General features: G+C 73.7%; 14 protein-coding genes and 1 riboswitch. Of the genes, 4 read left to right on the forward strand and 10 right to left on the reverse strand.

Annotation, left to right across the window (positions count from 1 at the left end):
* Positions 1 to 214: 214 nt before the first annotated feature.
* The 9 genes from ACWEPX_RS24745 to ACWEPX_RS24785 form a co-directional block, all read right to left on the reverse strand.
* Complete coding sequence (locus ACWEPX_RS24745; RefSeq protein WP_451899616.1) at positions 215 to 2,512, reverse strand: chitinase C-terminal domain-containing protein; 2,298 nt, start codon at positions 2,510 to 2,512, stop codon at positions 215 to 217.
* Positions 2,513 to 3,775: 1,263 nt separating this feature from the next.
* Complete coding sequence (locus tag ACWEPX_RS24750; RefSeq protein ID WP_451899617.1) at positions 3,776 to 4,618, reverse strand: aldo/keto reductase; 843 nt, start codon at positions 4,616 to 4,618, stop codon at positions 3,776 to 3,778.
* Positions 4,619 to 4,638: 20 nt separating this feature from the next.
* Entirely contained in the window at positions 4,639 to 5,004 is a 366-nt protein-coding gene (locus ACWEPX_RS24755; RefSeq protein ID WP_451899618.1) for a hypothetical protein, read from the reverse strand.
* A complete protein-coding gene (locus tag ACWEPX_RS24760) occupies positions 5,001 to 7,694 on the reverse strand; it encodes an FtsK/SpoIIIE domain-containing protein (protein WP_451899619.1) in 2,694 nt (897 codons plus the stop codon). Before ACWEPX_RS24760 ends, ACWEPX_RS24755 begins: the two co-directional genes overlap by 4 nt.
* A complete protein-coding gene (locus ACWEPX_RS24765; protein ID WP_451899620.1) occupies positions 7,695 to 7,940 on the reverse strand; it encodes a hypothetical protein in 246 nt (81 codons plus the stop codon).
* 93 nt (positions 7,941 to 8,033) lie between these two features.
* Positions 8,034 to 8,294, reverse strand: coding sequence for a hypothetical protein (locus ACWEPX_RS24770; protein WP_451899621.1), 261 nt, complete (start codon positions 8,292 to 8,294; stop codon positions 8,034 to 8,036).
* Between the two features lie 109 nt (positions 8,295 to 8,403).
* Positions 8,404 to 9,924: a precorrin-2 C(20)-methyltransferase gene (locus tag ACWEPX_RS24775; protein WP_451899622.1), complete on the reverse strand. Its 1,521-nt coding sequence runs from the start codon at positions 9,922 to 9,924 to the stop codon at positions 8,404 to 8,406.
* A complete protein-coding gene (locus ACWEPX_RS24780) occupies positions 9,921 to 10,541 on the reverse strand; it encodes a precorrin-8X methylmutase (RefSeq protein WP_451899623.1) in 621 nt (206 codons plus the stop codon). The genes ACWEPX_RS24775 and ACWEPX_RS24780 overlap by 4 nt, the downstream gene beginning before the upstream one ends.
* Positions 10,538 to 11,830, reverse strand: coding sequence for a precorrin-3B synthase (locus tag ACWEPX_RS24785; protein WP_451899624.1), 1,293 nt, complete (start codon positions 11,828 to 11,830; stop codon positions 10,538 to 10,540). Before ACWEPX_RS24785 ends, ACWEPX_RS24780 begins: the two co-directional genes overlap by 4 nt.
* 15 nt (positions 11,831 to 11,845) lie before the next feature.
* Positions 11,846 to 12,006: riboswitch (cobalamin riboswitch) on the forward strand.
* Positions 12,007 to 12,034: 28 nt separating this feature from the next.
* On the opposite strand from ACWEPX_RS24785, the gene cobN reads away from it, so the two are divergent.
* On the forward strand, positions 12,035 to 15,574 hold the full coding sequence (cobN, locus tag ACWEPX_RS24790; protein ID WP_451899625.1) for a cobaltochelatase subunit CobN: 3,540 nt from the start codon (positions 12,035 to 12,037) through the stop codon (positions 15,572 to 15,574).
* Here cobN and ACWEPX_RS24795 read toward each other — a convergent pair.
* On the reverse strand, positions 15,532 to 16,695 hold the full coding sequence (locus ACWEPX_RS24795; protein ID WP_451899626.1) for a cytochrome P450: 1,164 nt from the start codon (positions 16,693 to 16,695) through the stop codon (positions 15,532 to 15,534). The two genes, cobN and ACWEPX_RS24795, sit on opposite strands and share 43 nt — an antisense overlap.
* A 197-nt stretch (positions 16,696 to 16,892) precedes the next feature.
* Here ACWEPX_RS24795 and ACWEPX_RS24800 point away from each other — a divergent pair, with 197 nt between their 5' ends.
* The 3 genes from ACWEPX_RS24800 (at position 16,893) to ACWEPX_RS24810 (ending at position 20,674) form a co-directional block, all read left to right on the forward strand.
* On the forward strand, positions 16,893 to 17,396 hold the full coding sequence (locus ACWEPX_RS24800; RefSeq protein WP_451899627.1) for a hemerythrin domain-containing protein: 504 nt from the start codon (positions 16,893 to 16,895) through the stop codon (positions 17,394 to 17,396).
* Between the two features lie 15 nt (positions 17,397 to 17,411).
* Positions 17,412 to 17,981: a DoxX family protein gene (locus tag ACWEPX_RS24805; RefSeq protein WP_451899628.1), complete on the forward strand. Its 570-nt coding sequence runs from the start codon at positions 17,412 to 17,414 to the stop codon at positions 17,979 to 17,981.
* A 152-nt stretch (positions 17,982 to 18,133) separates the two neighbouring features.
* Positions 18,134 to 20,674, forward strand: a complete 2,541-nt coding sequence (locus ACWEPX_RS24810) for a bifunctional FO biosynthesis protein CofGH (protein WP_451899662.1) — start codon at positions 18,134 to 18,136, stop codon at positions 20,672 to 20,674.
* The last annotated feature ends 196 nt before the right edge of the window (positions 20,675 to 20,870 follow it).

Raw genomic sequence — 20,870 nt, forward strand, 5'->3', positions numbered from 1 at the left:
GTCTCCGGATATCGAGTCGCGCGCCGACCGTCGCTTCGACTGGCTGAATTCGTGTCGAAATAGAATCGGTGCGGCCATGAATTGGCCGCACCGGGGTTGGAGCGCATTGATCTGGAAAGAGCCGGCCGCCCCTTCCGAGGAGGGGGCGGCCGGGTCGTGGTGTGCGGTGCGGCGGGCGGGATGGGCGTCCGCCAGCCGCACCGCGGTCAGCGGGTCAGCAGGGGCCGAGGTCCTGCCAGACTCCCCATTGGCCGGACAGCTCCGGCCGGTCGCCCTGGGTCCACCACTTCGCGCGGTACTGCTTGCCGAGGTGGGAGACCGTCGCGCCGCCGTGGTAGACCGCGGCGGCGTCCCACGCCGGGGCGGAGCAGGTCGGCGGGGTGGTGGTCGTGGTGGTCGGGTCGGTGGTGCCGCCGCCGGTGGTCGTGGTGGTGGTCGGCGGGGTGTCGGTGGTGCCGCGGGCGTGGTCCTGCACGACCGCGTACGACTTGCCGCCGAAGGTGACCGTGATGTTGGCCAGCTGCGTGATCGGCAGGTAGTACACCAGCTGCACCTCGGCGCTCGCGCCCGGCGCCAGCGTCTGCCACGACGGCGTCTTCAGCGACAGCCGGTGCAGGTCGCCCCGGATGCCGCCGATGTTCGGGCCGGAGTGCCCGGTCGAGACCACCGACAGGCTCCAGCCGGACTGCTGGCCCATCGTCGGCGGGGCCGAGGTGCCGTAGTCGAACTGGATCTCCGTGCCGCCGGGCAGCGGCGTGGTGGAGTTGTTGGTGACGCGCAGCTTCGGGCTGATCGGGTAGTTCGAGTCGCCGACCGGGAAGCCGTGCAGCTCCAGCTTCACGTCCAGCGCCTGGGTCGGCATCGTGATCTTGGCCTTGGTGTTGCCGTACGGCGCCGCGGTCCGGAAGGTGTCGTACATCAGGCTGGTGAGGGTGTCACCCATGAAGTACTCGTTGCGGGTGGTGTCGAAGTCGTAGTCACCCGCCAGCTCCCAGATCATGATGCCGCCGATGCCCTTGTCGGCCACGTACCGCGCCTTGGCCGCGATCGACGTCTCGTCCTCGGTGGACAGGAACACCTTCTTGTCGTTGTTCCACAGCCACGGGGCCACGAGGGTCGAGTCGTAGTGGCGGGTGTAGGTGCCGGTGAGGCGGTTCTCCGGCTTGGCCGGGTCGAGGCCGTAGTCGTCGAGGTAGCTCGGCGTGCGCCCTTCCTGCAGGTTCTTGGCGTGCCACATGGGGTTGCTGCCCGCGGGCACCTCGCCGCCGACCTTGTCCTGGTCGTGCCAGAGGTTGTCGATGCCGACCGCGCCGTTGCCGCAGGGCACGGTCGAGCCGACGGTGCCGCCGGTGCCGGGCGGGCACTTGGTCTGGTCGGGCAGCGCCGCGCGGCCCCACAGGCCGTTGGTGCCGCCGGTGACGCCCTGCCAGCCGCGGGTGTAGTACGGGACGCCGATGTTGATGCGGCCCGCGGGCATGTGGCCGCGGAAGTAGTGGTAGGCCCAGTCGGTGTTCAGGTAGCCGAGGCCGCCGTACTGGGCGGTGGAGTAGTAGTTCCAGTGCACCAGCTCGGCGTCGCGGCCGTCGTCGTACAGCGCCGCGTTCGGGCCGACGAAGTGGTTCCAGCCGCCGTGCAGGTCGTAGGACATGATGTTGACGTAGTCCAGGTACTGGGTGACCTGGTAGTTCTCCATGCCCCGCAGCATGTAGCCGGACGAGGGCGCGGCCACGGTCAGCATGTAGTACTTGTTGTCGGCGACGCTGGCGACGTCGAGCTTCTCGCGCAGCGTCTTCATCAGCGTGACGTACCCGGCCATCAGGCGGGCGCGGCGCGGGTTGGAGAAGGAGAAGTCGTCGGGGTTGCCGGAGTTGTTCATCGACGTGGCGTACTCGTAGTCGATGTCGACGCCGTTGAACCCGTACTTGCGGATGAACTCCACGGCGGAGTCGGCGAAGGCGTTGATCTTGGCGGTGGAGTCGGTGAGCGTGTAGAAGCCGCCGTCGGCCACGCGGGAGCCGTCGGGGGCGAGGTGGCCGCCGGTCTCGGCCCAGCCGCCCACGGAGATCAGCGTCTTCACCTCGGGGTGCAGCTTCTTGTACTTCGTCAGCTGGTTGAAGTGGCCCTTGTACGGCAGGGTCGGGTCCATCTCGGCGCCGGGCACGCCGGGCCACTCCATGCCGGTGGCGGCGTTGTTCGGGCCGTCGGGGCCGACGCTGAGCTTGCCAGCGGAGTCGATGTGGCCGAAGGCGTAGTTGATGTGGGTGATCTTGGTCCAGGGGATGTCCTTGGGCAGGTACGCGGGCTGGCCGTTCTTGCCGGTGCGCCAGCTGGTGAAGTACCCGATCACCCGGCGCGGGTGGTCCGCGCCCATCTTCTCCCGGCCGTCGGTGTCGTAGGCCAGGCAGTAGGGGACGTTGAGCGTCCCCGTGCGCGCGAGCCCGTCCGGGCGGCATGCCGCGTGCTCTGCCGCGTGGGACGTCGCGGGCAGGAGAACGCCGATACCGGTTAGCACTGCGAGCAGAAATGCCAGGGGGAGGCTCTTTCTGGCCACGTGCACCTCCAAGGTTGCAGGGTTGAGGAGGAGCGTATTGGTCTAAACCAATGGTCGTCAATGTTCGTGCGCCGGACGGGGCCATACTCCCCGGCTATGGCCAACTGGGATGAGCGCCCCGCGCCCCCGGTGCGGGAATCTACGAACCGACCCGATCGGCGACGCGGCGGGATGCCGGAGGACGCGCAGGTCCGTGCCGCGGTTGCGAGCAGGAGTGGCTCAGGGAGCGGCCGTCGCCGGGGTCGCGGTGGCGCCGTGCGCCGCCGGTGGCCGCGCGGCATGGCGCCCGTCCGCGGCCGCCGGCGCCTCCCGTCACGGCACCGCCGGGTGGCGGGCCGGGGGCAGGGGCGGACGTCACCAAGCGTGCGCCGGGTGGGCGAGCACCTGGCGGGCGCGCCGTTGGAGGGCGGGGCCGGATGATCCTCACGCATCCGGCCCCGCTAACGCATTCGGCCACGCTAACGGTGGTCTCTTTCAAGGGTTGGGCCTATTCGCCTGCGGCGGATCGGCTCGCCTTCGGCGTTGCGTTTGATTAAAAGAGCCCTCGCCGGGCGGGCAGGTCTCCAGGATGGTGGCCGGACTTGCCTGCCATCCCGTCGACCTCCCGGAGGGTTACCACAGCCAAGGCGGGGGTGCGGAGCTTGCGTTTTCGCGGTCAGGGTCCTTGGGGGACCCTGACCTGCAAGTTCCTGTTCTGTTGAGGGCCGCACCCCCGCCTTGGCTGTGGTAAGGCTGCGCCAGGTCGACGGGATGGCAGGCAAGTCCTGCTTTGGGGGTGCGGGGGAGGGGAGTGGTTAGCCGCTACGGGGTCCGGAAACTGCTCGGTGGAGCATTCCGGCTGCCGTGACCAAATGGTGGAGGTGGGCCTTTCGCATTGTTTCTTCGTCTGCGTTGCGGACTAGGACTCTGAGGTCTCGGTGGGTGGTTGTGCAGTGGGTGTTGGCTTCGGTGAGGACTTGGAGGCAGTGGGGGGTGATCTCGGAGATGCCGGTCAGGTCGATGACGATCATGCCTGCCCGGGTGCGGGAGAGGCAGGCGGCGGTGACCAGGTCGGCCCAGGCGGATTCGTCTGTTCGGGTCAGTTCGCCTGCTGCGGTGACGACGAGGGCGTAGCCGAGTCTGCGGACGCTGAGGCGGGTGGTGGTGTCTGCCCAGGTCCGTCGTCCGCGCTGCGCTGCCATACCCCCGAGACCCCGTCGGGGATCAAAAGGTTGCTTGCGCGTTCTATGCCACAGCGGCGTCGAGGGTGGCGATGTGGGCCGGGGTCAGCTCGACGGTGGGGGCGGCGGCGGAGTCGATGATGCTCTGCGGGCGGGAGGCGCCGGGGATCGGGATGATCGCGGGGGACTTGGCCAGCATCCACGCCAGGCAGACCCGCTGGGGGCTGATGCCCAGCTCCGCGCCTACGCCGGCGAACGCGCCGCCCAGGGCGCCCGCGGCGCTGATGCCGCCGAGGGGGCTCCACGGCAGGAACGCCACGCCCAGCTCCTCGCACAGCGCCAGCTCCGGCGCGCTGCTCTGGAACGTCGGTGAGTACTGGTTCTGCACCGCCGCCAGGCGTCCGCCGAGGACCTTGTGCGCGGTGCGGATCTCGTCGGGGTTGAAGTTCGAGACCCCCGCCATCCGGATCTTGCCCTCGTCCAGCAGCTCGGCCAGCGCGCCGACCGACTCGGCCACCGGGACCGCCGGGTCGGGGCGGTGGAACTGGTAGAGGTCGATGCGCTCCACGCCGAGGCGGCGCAGGGAGGCGTCGCAGGCGCGGCGCAGGTACTCCGGGCGGCCGTCGAGGCCCCAGCCGCCGCCGGGGGTGCGGGTGTGGCCGCCCTTGGTGGCGACCAGCACGTCCGCGCCGCGGGTGGCCTCGGCGATCAGCTCCTCGTTGTGGCCGAAGTCGGTCTCGTCCAGCGAGTAGGCGTCGGCGGTGTCGATGAGGGTCACGCCCGCGTCGACCGCGGCGCGGATGGTGGCGATGGCGCGGGCGCGGTCCGGCCTGCCCTCGATGGACATGGGCATGCCGCCGAGGCCGATCGCGCCGACCCGGGTGTCGCCCAGCTGTCGCAGCTGCATACCGCCGATGGTGCCAAAGCTCAGCCGAGCTTGCGCGGCCACAGCGCCCGGCGCAGGGCGGCGCGGAAGGCCGCGGTCGCGGGCTCGATCTCGGCCAGGTGGGCGTTCAGCCTGCGCGGATCGGTCGACGGGTCGGGCGCGGGCGGGGTCAGGTCCAGCCAGACCAGGCCCGTCACCCGACCGGTGACGTTCGACCACCAGCCGGTGATCTCCCGCGTCACGTCCGCCTCCCGGGCGGCGGCCGCGGTGATCGCCCTGCTCACCTCGCGCAGGTGCTCGGCCAGCTCCTGCGCCCGGCGCTGCTCGTGCTTGCGGTGCCGGTCGGCGGCCTGGTGGGCGGTGTCCAGCAGGCGCTTGTACTCGGCCACGGGGTCGTCGTCGGTCATGCCGTGTCCACCGCCGTCGGGATGCCCAGGGCTGTCGAGGTGTCGAACGGGATCAGCACGTCCGGGTGGGTGTGCGTGGTGCGGTCGAAGAAGATCGCCCGCTGCGGGCGCGGCGACCAGTCCACCACCTGGCCCGCGGCCAGCGTGGTCAGCTCGCTGCCCTGCACGTCCAGCGCGACCCAGGCGCCGATGTCGTCGAAGCCGCCGAAGCCCATCGTCTCCTTCAGCCGGGCCACGCCGCGCCACCAGCCCAGCACGTGCACGCCGTGCGCCGGGCCGTCGCGCAGCAGGGCGCGCAGCCGGTCGAGGCCGCTGGTCATGCTCGGCGGCTCCTTGGCCTCCAGCCAGCGGTGCGCGCCGTCCACGCACGGGAAGACGACGTAGCGCGGGCGCTCGGCGGTGCTCGGGGTCAGCTCGGCGATCGACTTGTCCAGCCGCAGCTCCACCGCGTGGCCCATCGCCCGCAGCCGCTCGGCGAGGGCGTCGGCGCGCTGGCCGAGCGCGGGCACCGGGCACCACACGCTGAAGTCGCACTCGCCGGGGTTGTGCTTCCTGGCCAGCGACAGCGCCGCGCTCTCCAGCACGGCGAACGCATCGGCGACCGCGGTGCCCAGCACCGCGAGGTTGCGCCCCGGCGCGGCCTCCAGCCGCAGCACGGCCGCCCGGTCGTTGACGTCGATGATCTGCCCGAGCAGCGGTCCCGACGGCGTGGCGAAGTCGGCCGCGTGCACCAGGTCCGGCTGGTGGGCGCCGTCGAACAGCCGCGGCGGCGCGGTCGGCATGGTCGCGTGCAGCTCGCGCTGCAGGGCGTCGAAGGTGCCCCGGCTCGACGCATCCGGCACGTGGGCGACCTCGTTGCCGTGCCCGACGCCGGAGTCGTGGTTGACCACCACGTGCCAGCGCGGCAGCGACATCGCGGCCAGGTTCTGCTCGGCGAGCACCCGCTTGGCCTTGGGCATGGCGATGCGCAGCGTGCACTGCTCGAACACCGCGGGCTTGCCCCAGAACGCCTCGATGCCCGCGATGTCCTGGCTGGCCAGCACCAGGTGGATGCCCTGCGAACGGCCGCGCCGGGCCACGTCCTCCAGCAGCGCCGCGGCCTGCTGGGTGATCCGGTCGCGGCCTGCGAACAGCGCCTGGAACTCGTCGATCACCGCCACGATCCGCGGCCAGTGCCCGTCGGGGTCGGCGTCGCGCAGCTCGGCCAGCTTGGTCACCTCGTGCCGCTTGGCCGCCTCGGCCCGGCGGGCCAGCTCGGCGGTCAGGAACCGCAGCAGCGCCAGGCCGAACTCCCGGTCGGTGTTGACGTTCACGCCGACCAGGCGCGCCTGCGGCAGGAAGCTGGGGTCCTTGCTGCCCGGGGTCAGCCCGGCGAAGGACACCCCCTCCTTGAAGTCCAGCAGGTACAGCTCCAGCTCCATCGGCGAGTACCGCGACGCCAGGCCGCCGATGAGCGCGTAGAGGAAGTTCGTCTTGCCCGACCCGCTCGGCCCGGCGATCAGCGCGTGCGGGGTCGCGTCGCCGAGCACGACGTCGACCGGCTCGCCCTCGGCGAAGCCGATCGGCGTGCGCAGCTCGTCGCGCGCGGAGCGGACCGGCGCGGGGGCCAGCAGGTCGGCGAAGGAGCGCGGGCCGCCGCGGAACTCGCGCACCCGCTCGTGCACCGCCGCGGCCAGCGCGGCGACCTCGGCCGCGGGCAGCGGCGGGTCCGGCCGCACCACCACGCCGCGCCCGGTCATGCTGGAGGTGGCCAGGTCCGGCTCGGTGAACGTGATGGTCTCCAGTGGACTGTTCACCGACACCGGCACGTCCACGAGGATCAGGTGCACGCCCGCGTCCGGGCCGGTGCGGGCGACCCGGCTCAGCTCGTGGGTCAGCTCGTCGGGCAGCCGCTCGCCGTTGCCGAAGAGCACCGCGACCCGCCACGGGTCGCCCGGCCCGTGCGCGCTGCGGCGGCCGTCGCGCAGGGCGCTGTCGTGCGCGCGGCGGATGTGCCCGGCCAGCGTCGCCAGCAGGTCGCCGAGCAGGGTGGGGTCGTGCACGGTGAGCAGCCGCTCCGCGCTGAGCGGGTGCAGGTTGGGCAGCGGGCCGGTGAGGTGGCCGATGTCCCAGATGTGCACGCGCAGCAGGCCGGGGGCCAGCGTGGCCAGCATCCGGGCCAGCAGGGTCTCGACGATGCCGTCCACCGCGGCGCGCCCGCCGGGGGCGGAGTTGATCCGCAGGTGGCCGCGGCCCAGCAGCGGCACGGCCAGCGGGAACTCCTCGGCGGAGTGCTCGACGGCGGCGCGGCCCACCCGCCACAGCCGCGGCACCGGGCCGCCCGCGCCGGGGGTGCGCAGCCAGTCGTGCCCCTCCGCGCCCGCGGCGCCGGGGGCGGCGCGCTCGACCAGCGCGCGCACCGCGGGCAGCGCCTCGGTCTGCCAGGTGGTGTAGCTGGCGTCGCGCTCGGCCTCCAGCCTGCGCCACACCCCGGTCAGCGCGGGGTCGCCGTCGACCCTGGCCATCAGCTCGGCGGAGCGGGCCGCCGTGCCGAACCCCATGCTGTGCACCGAGTGCTCGAACTCCGCGCGCGCCCGCTCGGCCTCGGCGGCGATGCGGGCGGCGGCGGCCGCGCCCAGCGCCCGGCCGAGCACGCCGCGCAGGGTGGCCAGCGCGGCGTTCGCGCGCCGCTTGCGTTCGGCCTTGCCCATCTACAGCCTCGTCAGGTAGTCGGCGATGGTCTCCCTGGCCGCGGCGGCCAGCCCGGCCACCCTGGTCAGCTCGGCGATCGCCAGGTCGAGCTCGGCCGGGGACCAGCCGGTGCCGTCGGGGGAGAGCCTGGTCAGGATGGCCCGCGCGGCGGTGAGCTCGCGCAGGGCCGTGTCGGTGCTGGCCGCGGCGGCGGCCAGCGTGGCCAGGACCTGGCCCAGCGCGGCCGCGTACTCCCTGATGCTCACCACCGCAACATAGCGCCGGGGTTGGCCCGCGGCGAGGGCGCTGCTCCATCAGGGCGAACGGCCGCCACAGTGGACGACGGCGGTCTACTGTGGTCAGATCTGGGCGTTCCAGGTCTCCATCGCGGTGATCGAGGCCTGGGCGCTGCCCTGGATGTCGGTCAGCCCCTGCAGGGCCTGGGCGAGCATGCCGAGCGCCTGGGGGGCCTCCGGGCGCGACGTGCCTTGCGAGGCGTTGGCCAGCAGCGTGCGCGCCTCGTCCCACTGCATGGCCGCCTGGGTGAGCGCCTGGATACCCGCCTGCACCTTCTCGGTGGCCGCGGCGACGCCCGCCTTGGACTCCTCAATACCGCCCATGCCCGGTTAACCTACCCGGTCTTGATCTCCCGCGCCGTCGGCAGGGTGGGCGGTTTCCGCTGGCGAACGGATTAGTAGGATCTTCGCTCGCGGTGATGCAGGACAACCGTCACGTTTGCTTTCCGCCGTAGGTGCGCGGGGTGAACACGGCCAGCGTCCCGTCGGGCCGCCGGGTCGTGCGGGTGTGCGAGCTGCCGACGAGCAGCAGGCACCGCATGTCGACCGTGGCCGGGTCCAGGTCCGCCAACCGGGTGATCCGCAGCGCCTCCTCCGGCCCGCCGACGTCGCGGCCGATCACCACCGGGGTGTCCGGGGAGCGGTGCTCCAGCAGCAGATCCCGGGCCTGGCCGAGCTGCCAGGTCCGGCTGCGCGAGGCCGGGTTGTAGATGGCGATGGCGAAATCCGCCTCCGCCGCCGCGGCCAGCCGCTTGGTGATGACCTCCCACGGCTTGAGGCGGTCGGACAGCGAGATGGTGCAGTAGTCGTGCCCGAGCGGCGCGCCCGCCCTGGCGGCGACGGCGTGGGCCGCGGTCACCCCGGGCAGGACGCGCACGGGGACCTCCCGCCACAGCGGGTCGTCGGCGACCTCCAGCACGGCGGTCGCCATCGCGAAGACGCCCGGGTCGCCGGAGGAGACCACGGCCACGCGCCGCCCGCGCTTGGCCAGGTCGAGCGCGAACGCGGCCCGCTCGGCCTCGACCTGGTTGTCGGAGAGGTGGCGGCGCTGGCGGGGGTTGTGCGGGACGCGGTTGAGGTAGGTGGTGTAGCCGACCAGGTCGTCGGCGGTGGCCAGCGCGTCTTGCGCCTCCGGCGTCAGCCACGGCCGCCCGGCCGGTCCGAGCCCGACCACGACCACCTCGCCCACGCCGCCCGCCTCGCGCGCGGGGGCGGCCGGGGTCGCGGTGGGCAGGTTGTTGAGGGGGCTGGGGAGGATGGCGGTGGAGAAGTACGGGACCGTCTCGGGGTCTACTTCGGACAGCGGGAGGACCCGCCCGGTCGGCCAGGTGGCGCGCTCGACGTACAGCGCCTGGTCGAGCTTGCCCGCCTCCTCGAACGCCGCGCGGACCTTCGGGAAGGTCCGGCCGAGCTTGAGCACCGCCGCGGAGTCCGTTGTGGACAGATGGGCGGTCAGGGCGTCGGCGGGCAGCGTGCCCGGCAGCACGGTGAGGACCTCCTCGCCCTCGACCAGCGGGCGCTGGAGCACCGCCGACGCCGCGCTGACGGAGGTGACCCCGGGGACCACGACCGTGGGGTAGCGGTCGCACAGGCGCTTGTGCATGTGCATGTACGAGCCGTAGAACATCGGATCGCCCTCGGCGAGGACGACCACGTCCCGGCCGGCGTCCAAATGCGACGCCAGGCGGGCGGCGCTCTCGGCGTAGAAGTCGGCCATCGCGCCCGCGTAGCCGCCGGGGTGGTCGGTGGTCTCCACGGTCAGCGGGTAGACGAGCTGCTCCTCGATCTGCCCCTCCCGCAGGTACGGCTCGGCGACGCCGCGGGCGATCGAGCGGCCGTGGCGCGCGCTGTGGTAGGCGATCACCTGGGCGGCGGAGATCAGCCGGGCGGCCTTGACGGTGACCAGCTCCGGGTCGCCGGGGCCCAGGCCGACGCCGTAGAGGGTGCCGGTCATTCGGCGTCGCTCGCGATCGCGTTGATGGCGGCCGCGGTCATGGCGCTGCCGCCGCGCCTGCCGCGGACCACCAGGTAGGGCAGGCCGGACTCCATCAGCGCCTCCTTCGACTCCGCGGCCCCGATGAAGCCGACGGGGATCCCCAGCACGGCGGCGGGCGTGCCCGCGCCTGCCGCGACCATCTCCAGCAACCGGAACAGCGCCGTCGGCGCGTTGCCGACGGCCACGACCGAGCCCGCGAGCCGGGGCCGCCACAGCTCCATCGCCGCCGCGCTCCGGGTGGTGCGCAGCTCGGCGGCCAGGCCCGGGACGGCCGGGTCCGACAGCGTGCACACCACCTCGTTGTCGGCCTGCAACCGCGCCCTGGTCACTCCGGAGGCGACCATCTGCGCGTCGCACAGGATCGGCGCGCCCGCGTCGAGGGCCGCCCTGGCCGCGGCCACCACGCCGGGGGAGTACGCCACGTCGCGCACCAGGTCGACCATGCCGCAGGCGTGGATCATGCGGACCACCACGCGCGCCACGTCCTCCGGCAGCCCGGCCAGGTCCGCCTCGGCGCGGATCGTCGCGAACGAGCGGCGGTAGATCTCCGCGCCGTCCCTGATGTAGTCGGTCACCTCTGCTCCTGCCTGACCTCAGCCACCACGTCGCCGGACACCGGCCTGCCGTCGACCTCGTAGCCGCCGTCCACGGCCACCACGTCGACCACGTCTCCCGCAGGCCGCCCGCACCGGCGCGCGCAGCCCGCGAAGTGCACCGGCCGCCCCGGGCGGGCGACCCGCAGCGCGTCGGCCCGCACGTCGGCCAGCGCCTTGGCGCAGCCCGGCCTGCCGGTGCACGCCGTCACCCCGATCGCCGGGTCGGCGGGGTCGACCACCAGGCCGACCGCGGCCAGCTCGGCCGCCGTCGCGCCCGGGACGACCACCCCGCGCCACGGTGTGATCACCACGTGCGGCGCGGCGGCCAGCACGGCGAGCTGCCGGTCGTCCAGCCGCCCGAGCGGCACCGCCGCCCCCGCGGCGCCGCCGAGGTCGCCCAGCGGGCCCGCCGTCGGCGGGCGGCCGGGCGCGATCCGCGCGGGCGAGGCGCCCAGCCGCTCGACGATCTCGGCCACCTGATCACCCAGCTCGGCGATCCGCCACTGCCCGTCGCGGATCTCCAGGAACGCCCGGGCCGCCGCCAGCATCGCCGCGACGGGCTCGGCCACCCGGACCCCGTGGTCCTGCCCGCCGAGCAGGATCGCCCACCGGCCCCCGACCGGCAGCGCGGCCACGTCCGCGCCCAGCCACGCCACGTCCCCCACCCCGGAGTCGAGCGCGAACAGGAACCGCCCCGGGAGCGCAGCCAGCACCGGATCCGCGCACAGCGCCGCATCCAGCACTGCCGCATCCACCCCTGCCGCGCCGAACCCTGCCGTGCCGACCCCTGCCGCGCCGAGCCCTGCCGTGCCGACCCCTGCCGCGCCGAGCCCTGCCGTGCCGACCCCTGCCGCGCCGAGCCCTGCCGGGCCCACCTCGGCCGCGCCCAGCCCTGCCGGACCCACCTCGGCCGCGTCGACCCCTGCTGCGTCCACCGCTGCCGCGCCGCGCCGGGGCAGCGGCGAGGACATGATGTTGCGCACTTTTTCGTGGGAGAGCGACGGCAGCAGCCCCGCGGCCGCCAGCCGCGCCCCCAGCTCCACCGGCCCGTCCGGCCCCAGCCCGCGGATCTGGACGTTGGCCCGCGAGGTCAGCTCCAGCCCCCCGCAGCCCAGCTCGGCCGAGGCCGCCGCGAGCACCCTGAGCTGCGCGGACGTCACCCGGCCGCCGGGCAGCCTGACCCGGGCCAGGCCCCCGTCCGCGGCCTGGTGCACGTCGAGCGCGCCCGGGCAGGCGTCGACGCCCGAGCGGCGGTTCTTGAGGGACACGCCCCGAATATAGGGTGAGCCCGACGAGGCGACGGCAACGGAGGAAGCCGGTGGGAATCCGGCGCGGTCCCGCCACTGTCACCGGGGAGCGACCCCCACCATGGCCACCGCGAGGGAAGGCCGGGGGGAACGACGATCCGGGAGCCAGGACACTCCGCCGTCGCGTCCCTCACTACCCGGGGCGAGGACCCCAGGAAGGGCGCCATGATCCTGCTGCTGTCCACCTCGGACACCGATCTGCTCTCCGCCCGCGCCTCGGGCGCGGACTACCGGCTGGGCAACCCCGCCCGGCTCGCCGCCGCCGACCTGCCCGCCCTGCTCGACGGCGTGGCCGTGGTCGTGGTGCGGCTGCTCGGCGGCCGCCGCGCCTGGGAGGAGGGGCTCGACGCGCTGCTGGCCGGGCCGCGGCCGGTCGTCGTGCTCGGCGGGGAGCAGGCCCCCGACGCCGAGCTGATGCAGTGCTCCACCGTGCCGGGCGGCGTCGTCGCCGAGGCGCACAAGTACCTCGCCCACGGCGGCAAGGACAACCTGCGTGAGCTGCACCACTTCCTCTCCGACACGCTGCTGCTCACCGGGACCGGCTTCAGCCCGCCGGTCGAGCTGCCGGTGTGGGGGCGGCTGGAGCGCCCGGCGTCGGCCGAGGGGCCGCGCGTCGGCGTCCTGTACTACCGCGCCCACCACATCGCCGGGAACACCGCGTTCGTCGAGGCCCTGTGCGCGGCCGTCGAGGAGCGCGGCGGCCAGCCCGTCCCGCTCTTCTGCGCCTCCCTGCGCACCGCGCCCGCCGACCTGCTCGACCTCCTCGGCACGGTCGACGCCCTGGTGGTCACCGTCCTGGCCGCGGGCGGCACCCGGCCTGCGGACGCGGGCGCGGGCGGCGATGACGACGCCTGGGACGTCGGCGCCCTGGCCGCCCTCGACATCCCGATCCTGCAGGCGCTGTGCCTGACCAGCGACCGCGCCACCTGGGCGGCCAGCGACGACGGGCTGTCCCCGCTGGACACCGCCACCCAGGTCGCCGTGCCCGAGTTCGACGGCCGGATCATCACCGTGCCGTTCTCGTTCAAGGAGCAGGACGCCGACGGGCTCTCGGTGTACGTCGCCGACCCCGAGCGGGCGGGCCGGGTCGCCGGGATCGCGGTCGCGCACGCCCGGCTCAAGCACGTGCCCGCCGCCGAGAAGAAGATCGCGATCGTGCTCTCGGCCTACCCGACCAAGCACTCCCGGCTCGGCAACGCCGTGGGCCTGGATTCCCCCGCCAGCGCCGTGCGCCTGCTCAAGGCGCTGGGCGAGGCGGGCTACGACATCGGCGAGCTGCCCGGGGTCGCCGAGCAGGACGGCGACGCGCTCATCCACGCGCTGATCGCCGCGGGCGGCCTGGACCCGGACTGGCTCAGCGCCGAGCAGTTGGCGGGCAACCCGGTCCGCATCCCGGCGTCGAGCTACCGCGCCTACTTCGACACCCTGCCCGACGAGCTGCGCGAGAGCATGGTCGAGCACTGGGGCCAGGCCCCGGGGGAGCTGTTCGTCGACGGCGACGACATCGTGCTGGCCGCGCTGCGGGCGGGCAACGTCGTGGTGATCGTGCAGCCCCCGCGCGGCTTCGGCGAGAACCCGGTGGCCATCTACCACGACCCCGACCTGCCGCCGAGCCACCACTACCTGGCCGCCTACCGCTGGATCGCCGCCGACTTCGGCGCGCACGCGGTCATCCACCTGGGCAAGCACGGCAACCTGGAGTGGCTGCCCGGCAAGAACCTCGGCCTCTCGGCGGCGTGCGGCCCGGACGCCGCCATCGGCGACCTGCCGCTGATCTACCCGTTCCTGGTCAACGACCCCGGCGAGGGCACCCAGGCCAAGCGCCGCGCCCACGCCACCCTGGTGGACCACCTGGTGCCGCCGATGGCCCGCGCCGAGACCTACGGCGACATCGCGCGCCTGGAGCAGCTGCTCGACGAGTACTCCTCGATCTCGGCGATGGACCCGGCCAAGCTGCCCGCCATCCGCGCCCAGATCTGGACCCTCGTCCAGGCCGCCAAGCTCGACCACGACCTCGGCCTGGCCGACCGCCCGCACGACGCGGAGTTCGACGACTTCCTGCTGCACGTCGACGGCTGGTTGTGCGAGATCAAGGACGTGCAGATCCGCGACGGGCTGCACGTGCTGGGCGAGCCGCCGACGGGGGAGGGGCGGGTCAACCTGGTCACCGCCATGCTCTCGGCCCGGCAGATGTGGGCAGGCCAGGTCGCCGCCCTGCCCGGCCTGCGCGAGGCGCTGGGCCTGGTCGACGGCGCGGACCGGACGACGACCGACGCGATCGACGAGCAGGCGCGGTCGCTGGTGCGGGCGATGGACGCCCGCGGCTGGGCGCCCGAGGCCGCCGCCGAGGTCGCCCCCAACCCGGAGGTGGCGCGCGTGCTGGCCTTCGGCGCCACCGAGGTCGTCCCGCGCCTGGACCGCACGACCGACGAGATCGGCAACGTCCTGCACGCCCTCGCAGGCGGCTACGTCCCCGCCGGGCCGAGCGGGTCGCCGCTGCGCGGGCTGATCAACGTGCTGCCGACCGGCCGCAACTTCTACTCCGTCGACCCCAAGGCCGTGCCCAGCAGGCTGGCCTGGGAGACCGGCTCGGCGATGGCCGATTCGCTGCTGGAGCGCTACCGCGCCGACACCGGCCAGTGGCCGCGCTCGGTCGGGCTGTCGGTGTGGGGGACCTCGGCCATGCGCACCGCGGGCGACGACATCGCCGAGGTGCTGGCGCTGCTGGGCGTGCGGCCGGTGTGGGACGCGGCCTCGCGGCGGGTCAGCGGCCTCGAAGTGGTCCCGCTGGCCGAGCTGGGCCGCCCGCGCATCGACGTGACCATCCGCATCTCCGGGTTCTTCCGCGACGCCTTCCCGCACGTGGTCTACCTCCTCGACGACGCGGTGCGCATGGTCGCCGCGCTGGAGGAGTCCGATGAGGACAACTTCGTCCGGGCCCACGTCCGCGCCGACGGGGTGGACGAGCGGCGGGCCACCACGCGGATCTTCGGCTCCAAGCCCGGCGCGTACGGAGCCGGGCTGCTGCCGCTGATCGACAGCCACAACTGGCGCGACGACCGCGACCTCGCCGAGGTCTACGCCGTGTGGGGCGGCTTCGCCTACGGCCGCGGCCTCGACGGCTGCCCGGCGCGCGAGGACATGGAGTCGGCCTACCGGCGCATCGCCGTCGCCGCCAAGAACGTCGACACCCGCGAGCACGACATCATCGACTCCGACGACTACTTCCAGTACCACGGCGGCATGATCGCCACCGTGCGGGCGCTGACCGGCAAGGCGCCCGCGGCCTACATCGGCGACAGCACCCGCCCGGAGTCGGTGCGCACGCGGTCGCTGGTGGAGGAGACCAACCGCGTCTTCCGCTCCCGGGTGGCCAACCCGCGCTGGATCGAGGCCATGCGCAGGCACGGCTACAAGGGCGCGTTCGAGCTGGCGGCCACCGTCGACTACCTGTTCGGCTACGACGCCACGACCGGCGTCGTCCCGGACTGGATGTACGACACCCTGGCCCAGACCTACGCCCTGGACGAGGTGAACCGCAAGTTCTTCGCCGAGGCCAACCCGTGGGCCCTGCACGGCATCGCCGAGCGCCTGCTGGAGGCCGCCGACCGCGGGCTGTGGGCCGAGCCGGACGCCGCCACCCTCGCCGCGCTGCGCACCCTCTACCTGGAGGTGGAGGGCGACATCGAGGCCGGGTCGGAGTAGGCCCAGGTCGCCGGGAGCGCGGTGATCCCGCGCAGCACGCCGTAGGTCCACTGCGGCGCGAAGCCGTCCGGGAAGCGGTAGCGGCCGAGCGCGGCCAGCACCTCGTCGACGATGATGCCCAGCTCCAGCCGGGCGAGGTGCTGGCCGAGGCAGCGGTGCGCGCCCGCGCCCCAGGCCAGGCCCGCGCCCTGGTCGCGGTCGGGGCGCAGCGCGTCGGGGTCGGCGTGGACGGCCTCGTCGCGGCTGCCGGACCCCCAGGCGATCAGCAGCCGGTCGCCCGCGGCGAGGTCGACGCCGTTGAGCGTGGTGGGGCAGCGGACGGTGCGGGCGGTGGTGGCGACCGGGGCCTCCAGCCGGACCACCTCGTCGACCAGGGCGGCGCGCGGGTGGGCGGCGAGGCCGGGATCGCGGCCGAGCAGCCACAGCAGGCTGCTGGTGGCGTCGATCGTGGTCAGCGCGCCCGCAGCGACCATCAGCAGGAGGTACTTGACCGCGTCCGGCTCGGTGACGCCGGGGTCGGTGACCACCGCGCTGAGCGGGTCGTCGCCCGGGTCGGCCCGGCGCAGCCGCACCTCCTCGGTGAGGAAGTCGAGGTAGGGCTCGGCGCGGCCCTCGGTCACCGCGCCGATCAGCAGGTCGGCCAGCCGGTGGCGGCGGTGCGCGGCGACGCCGAGCACGTCGGCGACGACCAGCGGCGGGATGCGGCGGGCCACCTCTGCCACCAGGTCGCCGCGCCCGCGAGGGGCGAGGTCGGCCAGGGTGGCGCGGGCGGTGGCCCGGATCGCGGGCGCCCACCGGGCCACCGCGGCCCGGCTGAAGTAGGGGGCCAGCCTGCGCCGCACCCCGGTGTGCTCGGGCGGGTCCTGCTCGAACAGCGGCGCCACCGCCGCCTCCACCCCCGGCAGCAGGGTCGCCGCGCCGATGGACTCCGCGCGGGCGGAGAAGCGGGTGTGGTCGCGGCCGACGGCGGTGATGTCGGCGTGCCGGGTGACCACGTGGAAGCCGCCGTGGCGGGTGCTGCGCGCGACTGGGCAGCGCGTGCGCAGCTCGCGCAGGGCGGTGTGGACGTCGGCGGCGACCGCCGGGTCGAGGTGGTCGAAGTCGGTCGCCTGCCGCGTCACGGGGCGCTCCCCTCACCGGTGCTCGAAAGTCGGGTGCTCGAACCGCCCGCGCATTCTCGGTGATCGAGGCGTTCCGGGCAGCATCCGATCGGGTTGATCGGGCATGGTTTCGATCACGCTGGGTGCGACCGGGGATTGGCTGGGGCCTGCCGGGGGTATGCCCCGCACGAACACGGCGACCCCTGGGAGAACCGACGATGACCACTGATGTGGTGGAGCTGATCCTCGCCGACCACCGGCGGATGGAAGAGCTGTTCCGCACCCTGCGCGACCGCGGCGCCGACCGGGCCAAGGCCCTGGAGGAGCTGGCCTACCTGCTGGTCGCCCACGCCGAGGCCGAGGAGGCCAAGGTCTACCCGGCCCTGCGCCGCTACAAGCAGGTCGACGACGACGAGATCGACCACAGCGCCGAGGAGCACGCCGAGGGCAACATGGCGCTGCTGGCCCTGATGGAGGTCGAGGACACCGACTCCGAGGAGTGGGAGGGCAAGCTCGAGGAGCTCGTCGCCGCCATCAACCACCACGTGGATGAGGAAGAGCGCACGATCCTCAACGACGCCCGCGAGACCGTCGCCGAGGAGCGGCGCGCGGAGCTGGGCGAGCAGTTCGTCACCGAGCGCGACAAGCGCATCGATGCGGGCTGTGGGACCGTCGAGTACGTCCGGGACCTCGTCGAGCGGACCAAGGATCGAGTGGACTAGGGAAGGACAGAGGCCATGATCCTGCGCAGGATCGCGCGACCCATGCTGGCAGGCATCTTCATCTGGGGCGGGGTGCAGGCGCTGCGCGCCCCCGAGGCCCACGCCGAGGCGGCCAAGCCGCTGCTGGACCAGGCCAAGGCCAAGGCGGGCGACCGGATGCCCGAGCAGGTGCCGACCGACCCCGTGGCCCTGGTCAAGATCGATGGCGCGGTCAAGGTGGTCGCGGGCGTCATGCTGGCCACCAACCGGATGCCGCGGCTGGCCGCGCTCCTGCTGACCGGCAGCCTGGTGCCCACCACCATCGGCGCCCACCAGTTCTGGGCGGAGAAGGACCCCGCCCAGCGGAACATGCACCTTCAGCACTTCCTGAAGAACGCGGGCCTGCTCGGCGGGCTGCTGCTGGCCGTCGCCGACACCGAGGGCAAGCCCTCGATGGGCTGGCGGGCCCGCCGCGCAGGCCGCGCGGTGCAGAGCCAGGTGCACGACTTCGGCGCCTGGGCGCAGAACACGACCAGCAACGTCGGCGGCGCGATGGCCGCCGCGCCGCGGCGGGCGCGCCGCGCGCTGGCCGACGTGATGCCCTAGCGCAGGAGCCGGACGCGCGCCGCGGGATCGCCCCGCGGCGCGCGTCCGGTTGATGTCACAGTTGCGGTCCAGGTCACCCGGGCGGCGGAAGCTATAGGTTGGGCTCCGTGTCCGATTCCCGGGAGGCTGCCGTGATCCCGTCCGAGTCCGCCATCCGCCGCGCGCTGCGCCGGGCCCGGGACGGCGTCGCGCTGGACCAGGTGGAGGCCGAGGTGCTGCTGCACGCCCGCGGCGAGCACCTCGACGACCTCTTCGCCACCGCGAGCCGCATCCGCGACGCCGGGCTGACCGCGGTGGGGCGGCCCGGGATCGTCACCTACTCGCGCAAGGTGTTCATCCCGCTCACCCGGTTGTGCCGCGACCGCTGCCACTACTGCACCTTCGCCACCGTCCCGCACCGGGTGCCCGCGCCCTTCCTGAGCCCCGACGAGGTGCTCGACATCGCCCGCAAGGGCGCCGAGCTGGGCTGCAAGGAGGCCCTGTTCACCCTCGGTGACCGCCCGGAGGACCGCTGGGGCGCGGCCCGGGACTGGCTCGACGCCGCCGGGTACCCGGACACGCTGTCCTACGTGCGCGCGATGGCCATCCGCGTGTTGGAGGAGACCGGCCTGCTGCCGCACCTGAACCCGGGTGTGCTGACCTGGACGGACTTCCAGCGGCTCAAGCCGGTCGCCCCGTCGATGGGGATGATGCTGGAGACCACCGCCACCCGCCTGTGGTCCACCCCGGGCGGGCCGCACTACGGCTCGCCCGACAAGGAGCCCGCCGTGCGGCTGCGCGTGCTGGAGGACGCGGGCCGCAGCGCGGTCCCGTTCACCACCGGCATCCTCATCGGCATCGGCGAGACGCCCGCCGAGCGGGTGGAGTCGCTGTTCGCCATCCGGGCCGTCGCCCGCAAGTACGGCGGCGTGCAGGAGGTGATCATCCAGAACTTCCGCGCCAAGCCGGACACCGCGATGCGCGCGATGCCCGACGCCGAGGCCGCGGAGCTGGCCGCCGCCGTCGCGGTCGCCCGGGTCGTGCTCGGGCCCAAGGCGCGCATCCAGGCCCCGCCGAACCTCATCGGCGGGGAGTACGGGCTGCTGCTGCGCGCGGGCATCGACGACTGGGGCGGGGTCTCCCCGCTCACCCCCGACCACGTGAACCCCGAGCGGCCCTGGCCGCAGATCGATGAGCTGGCCGCGCACACCGCCGCGGCCGGTTTCCGCCTGGCGGAGCGGCTGACGGTGTACCCGGAGTACCTCCGCGAGCCGTGGCTGGACCCGCGGATCGCCGGGCATGTCGCGGCCCTGGCCGACCCGTCCGGGCTGGCGGTCGAGGGCGCCCGGCCGGTGGGCAGGCCGTGGCAGGAGCCGGAGATCGCCCTCGACGGCTCCGGCCGCACCGACCTGCACACCGAGATCGACACCGTCGGCCGCACCGCCGACCGCCGCGACGACTTCGATTCGGTGTACGGGGACTGGGCCGAACTGCGTTCGGCGGTGGATGCCTCCTCGGGGTCCGCCGGGGTGGCCGGGGTGGTGCGGCCGGAGTTCCTGACCGCCCTGCGCCACGCCGAGCGCGACCTCGCCCGGCTGTCCGATTCGGACGCCCTGACGCTGCTGTCGGCCGCCGAGGGCGCGGAGCTGGCCGCGCTGGCGGGCCTGGCCGACGACCTGCGCCGCGACGCGGTCGGCGACGAGGTGACCTACGTGGTCACGCGGAACATCAACTTCACCAACGTCTGCTACACCGGCTGCCGGTTCTGCGCCTTCGCCCAGCGGCGCACGGACGCCGACGCCTACACCCTCTCCCTGGACCAGGTGGGCCAGCGCGCCGAGCAGGCGTGGTCGGTGGGCGCCACCGAGGTGTGCATGCAGGGCGGCATCCACCCCGACCTGCCCGGGACGGCGTACTTCGACATCGCGGCCGAGGTCCGCAAGCGCGCCCCCGGCCTGCACATCCACGCCTTCTCGCCGATGGAGGTCGTCAACGGGGCCGCGCGCACGAACCTGTCGATCGCCGACTGGCTGGTCCGGGCCCGGGAGTCCGGTGTGGACTCACTGCCGGGCACGGCCGCGGAGATCCTCGACGACGACGTGCGCTGGGTCCTGACCAAGGGCAAGCTCCCCGCGGCGACGTGGATCGAGGTGGTCACCACGGCGCACTCCCTGGGCATCCCCACGACGTCGACGATGATGTACGGGCACGTGGACAACCCGTCGCACTGGGTCGCCCACCTCAAGCTGATCGCCGACATCCAGTCCCGCACCGGCGGCTTCACCGAGTTCGTCCTGCTGCCGTTCGTCCACACCAACGCCCCGCTGTACCTCGCAGGCGTCGCCCGCCCCGGCCCGACCCGCCGCGAGAACCGCGCGGTGCACGCCCTGGCGCGCATCCTGCTGCACGGCCGCATCGACAACATCCAGACCAGCTGGGTCAAACTCGGCGACGACGGCGTCGTGGAAGTCCTGCGCGGCGGCGTCAACGACCTGGGCGGAACCCTGATGGAGGAAACCATCAGCCGCATGGCGGGCAGCGACAACGGCAGCTACAAGACGATCGCCGACCTGGAAGCCCTGGCCACCGCCGCAGGCCGCCCCTCCCGCCAGCGCACCACAACCTACGGCCAGGTCGACCCGGAGCGCCTCTCCACCGCCCGCGCCCACGACGGAGTCTGGAACCAAAGGCTCCTCCCCCTTGTGTCGGACTAACCCAGCCCACCCGAGCGGAACCGCCCCACCCCCGGCACCCACAACAACCCGACCCGCCCGGCCAGCCGGGGGTGTCGCTCCGCGGGCGGTGGCAGTGCCCTGATCGCTGCGATAGGGCGGAGTCGTCCGGTGGTGGCATGACCCCGGGCCGCGCCTACCGGCTGGGGTGGCGTCGCTCCGCCGAGGGCGACGCCAC

It is taken from the genome of Actinokineospora sp. NPDC004072 (assembly GCF_053604195.1).

What these genes read in the sequence shown, in the direction of transcription:
- ACWEPX_RS24750 (WP_451899617.1), bottom strand. Translation starts at nt 4,618, where the DNA reads ATGCAGCTGCGACAGCTGGGCGACACCCGGGTCGGCGCGATCGGCCTC.
- ACWEPX_RS24755 (WP_451899618.1), bottom strand. Translation starts at nt 5,004, where the DNA reads ATGACCGACGACGACCCCGTGGCCGAGTACAAGCGCCTGCTGGACACC.
- ACWEPX_RS24760 (WP_451899619.1), bottom strand. Translation starts at nt 7,694, where the DNA reads ATGGGCAAGGCCGAACGCAAGCGGCGCGCGAACGCCGCGCTGGCCACC.
- ACWEPX_RS24770 (WP_451899621.1), bottom strand. Translation starts at nt 8,294, where the DNA reads ATGGGCGGTATTGAGGAGTCCAAGGCGGGCGTCGCCGCGGCCACCGAG.
- ACWEPX_RS24775 (WP_451899622.1), bottom strand. Translation starts at nt 9,924, where the DNA reads ATGACCGGCACCCTCTACGGCGTCGGCCTGGGCCCCGGCGACCCGGAG.
- cobN (WP_451899625.1), top strand. Translation starts at nt 12,035, where the DNA reads ATGATCCTGCTGCTGTCCACCTCGGACACCGATCTGCTCTCCGCCCGC.
- ACWEPX_RS24800 (WP_451899627.1), top strand. Translation starts at nt 16,893, where the DNA reads ATGACCACTGATGTGGTGGAGCTGATCCTCGCCGACCACCGGCGGATG.
- ACWEPX_RS24805 (WP_451899628.1), top strand. Translation starts at nt 17,412, where the DNA reads ATGATCCTGCGCAGGATCGCGCGACCCATGCTGGCAGGCATCTTCATC.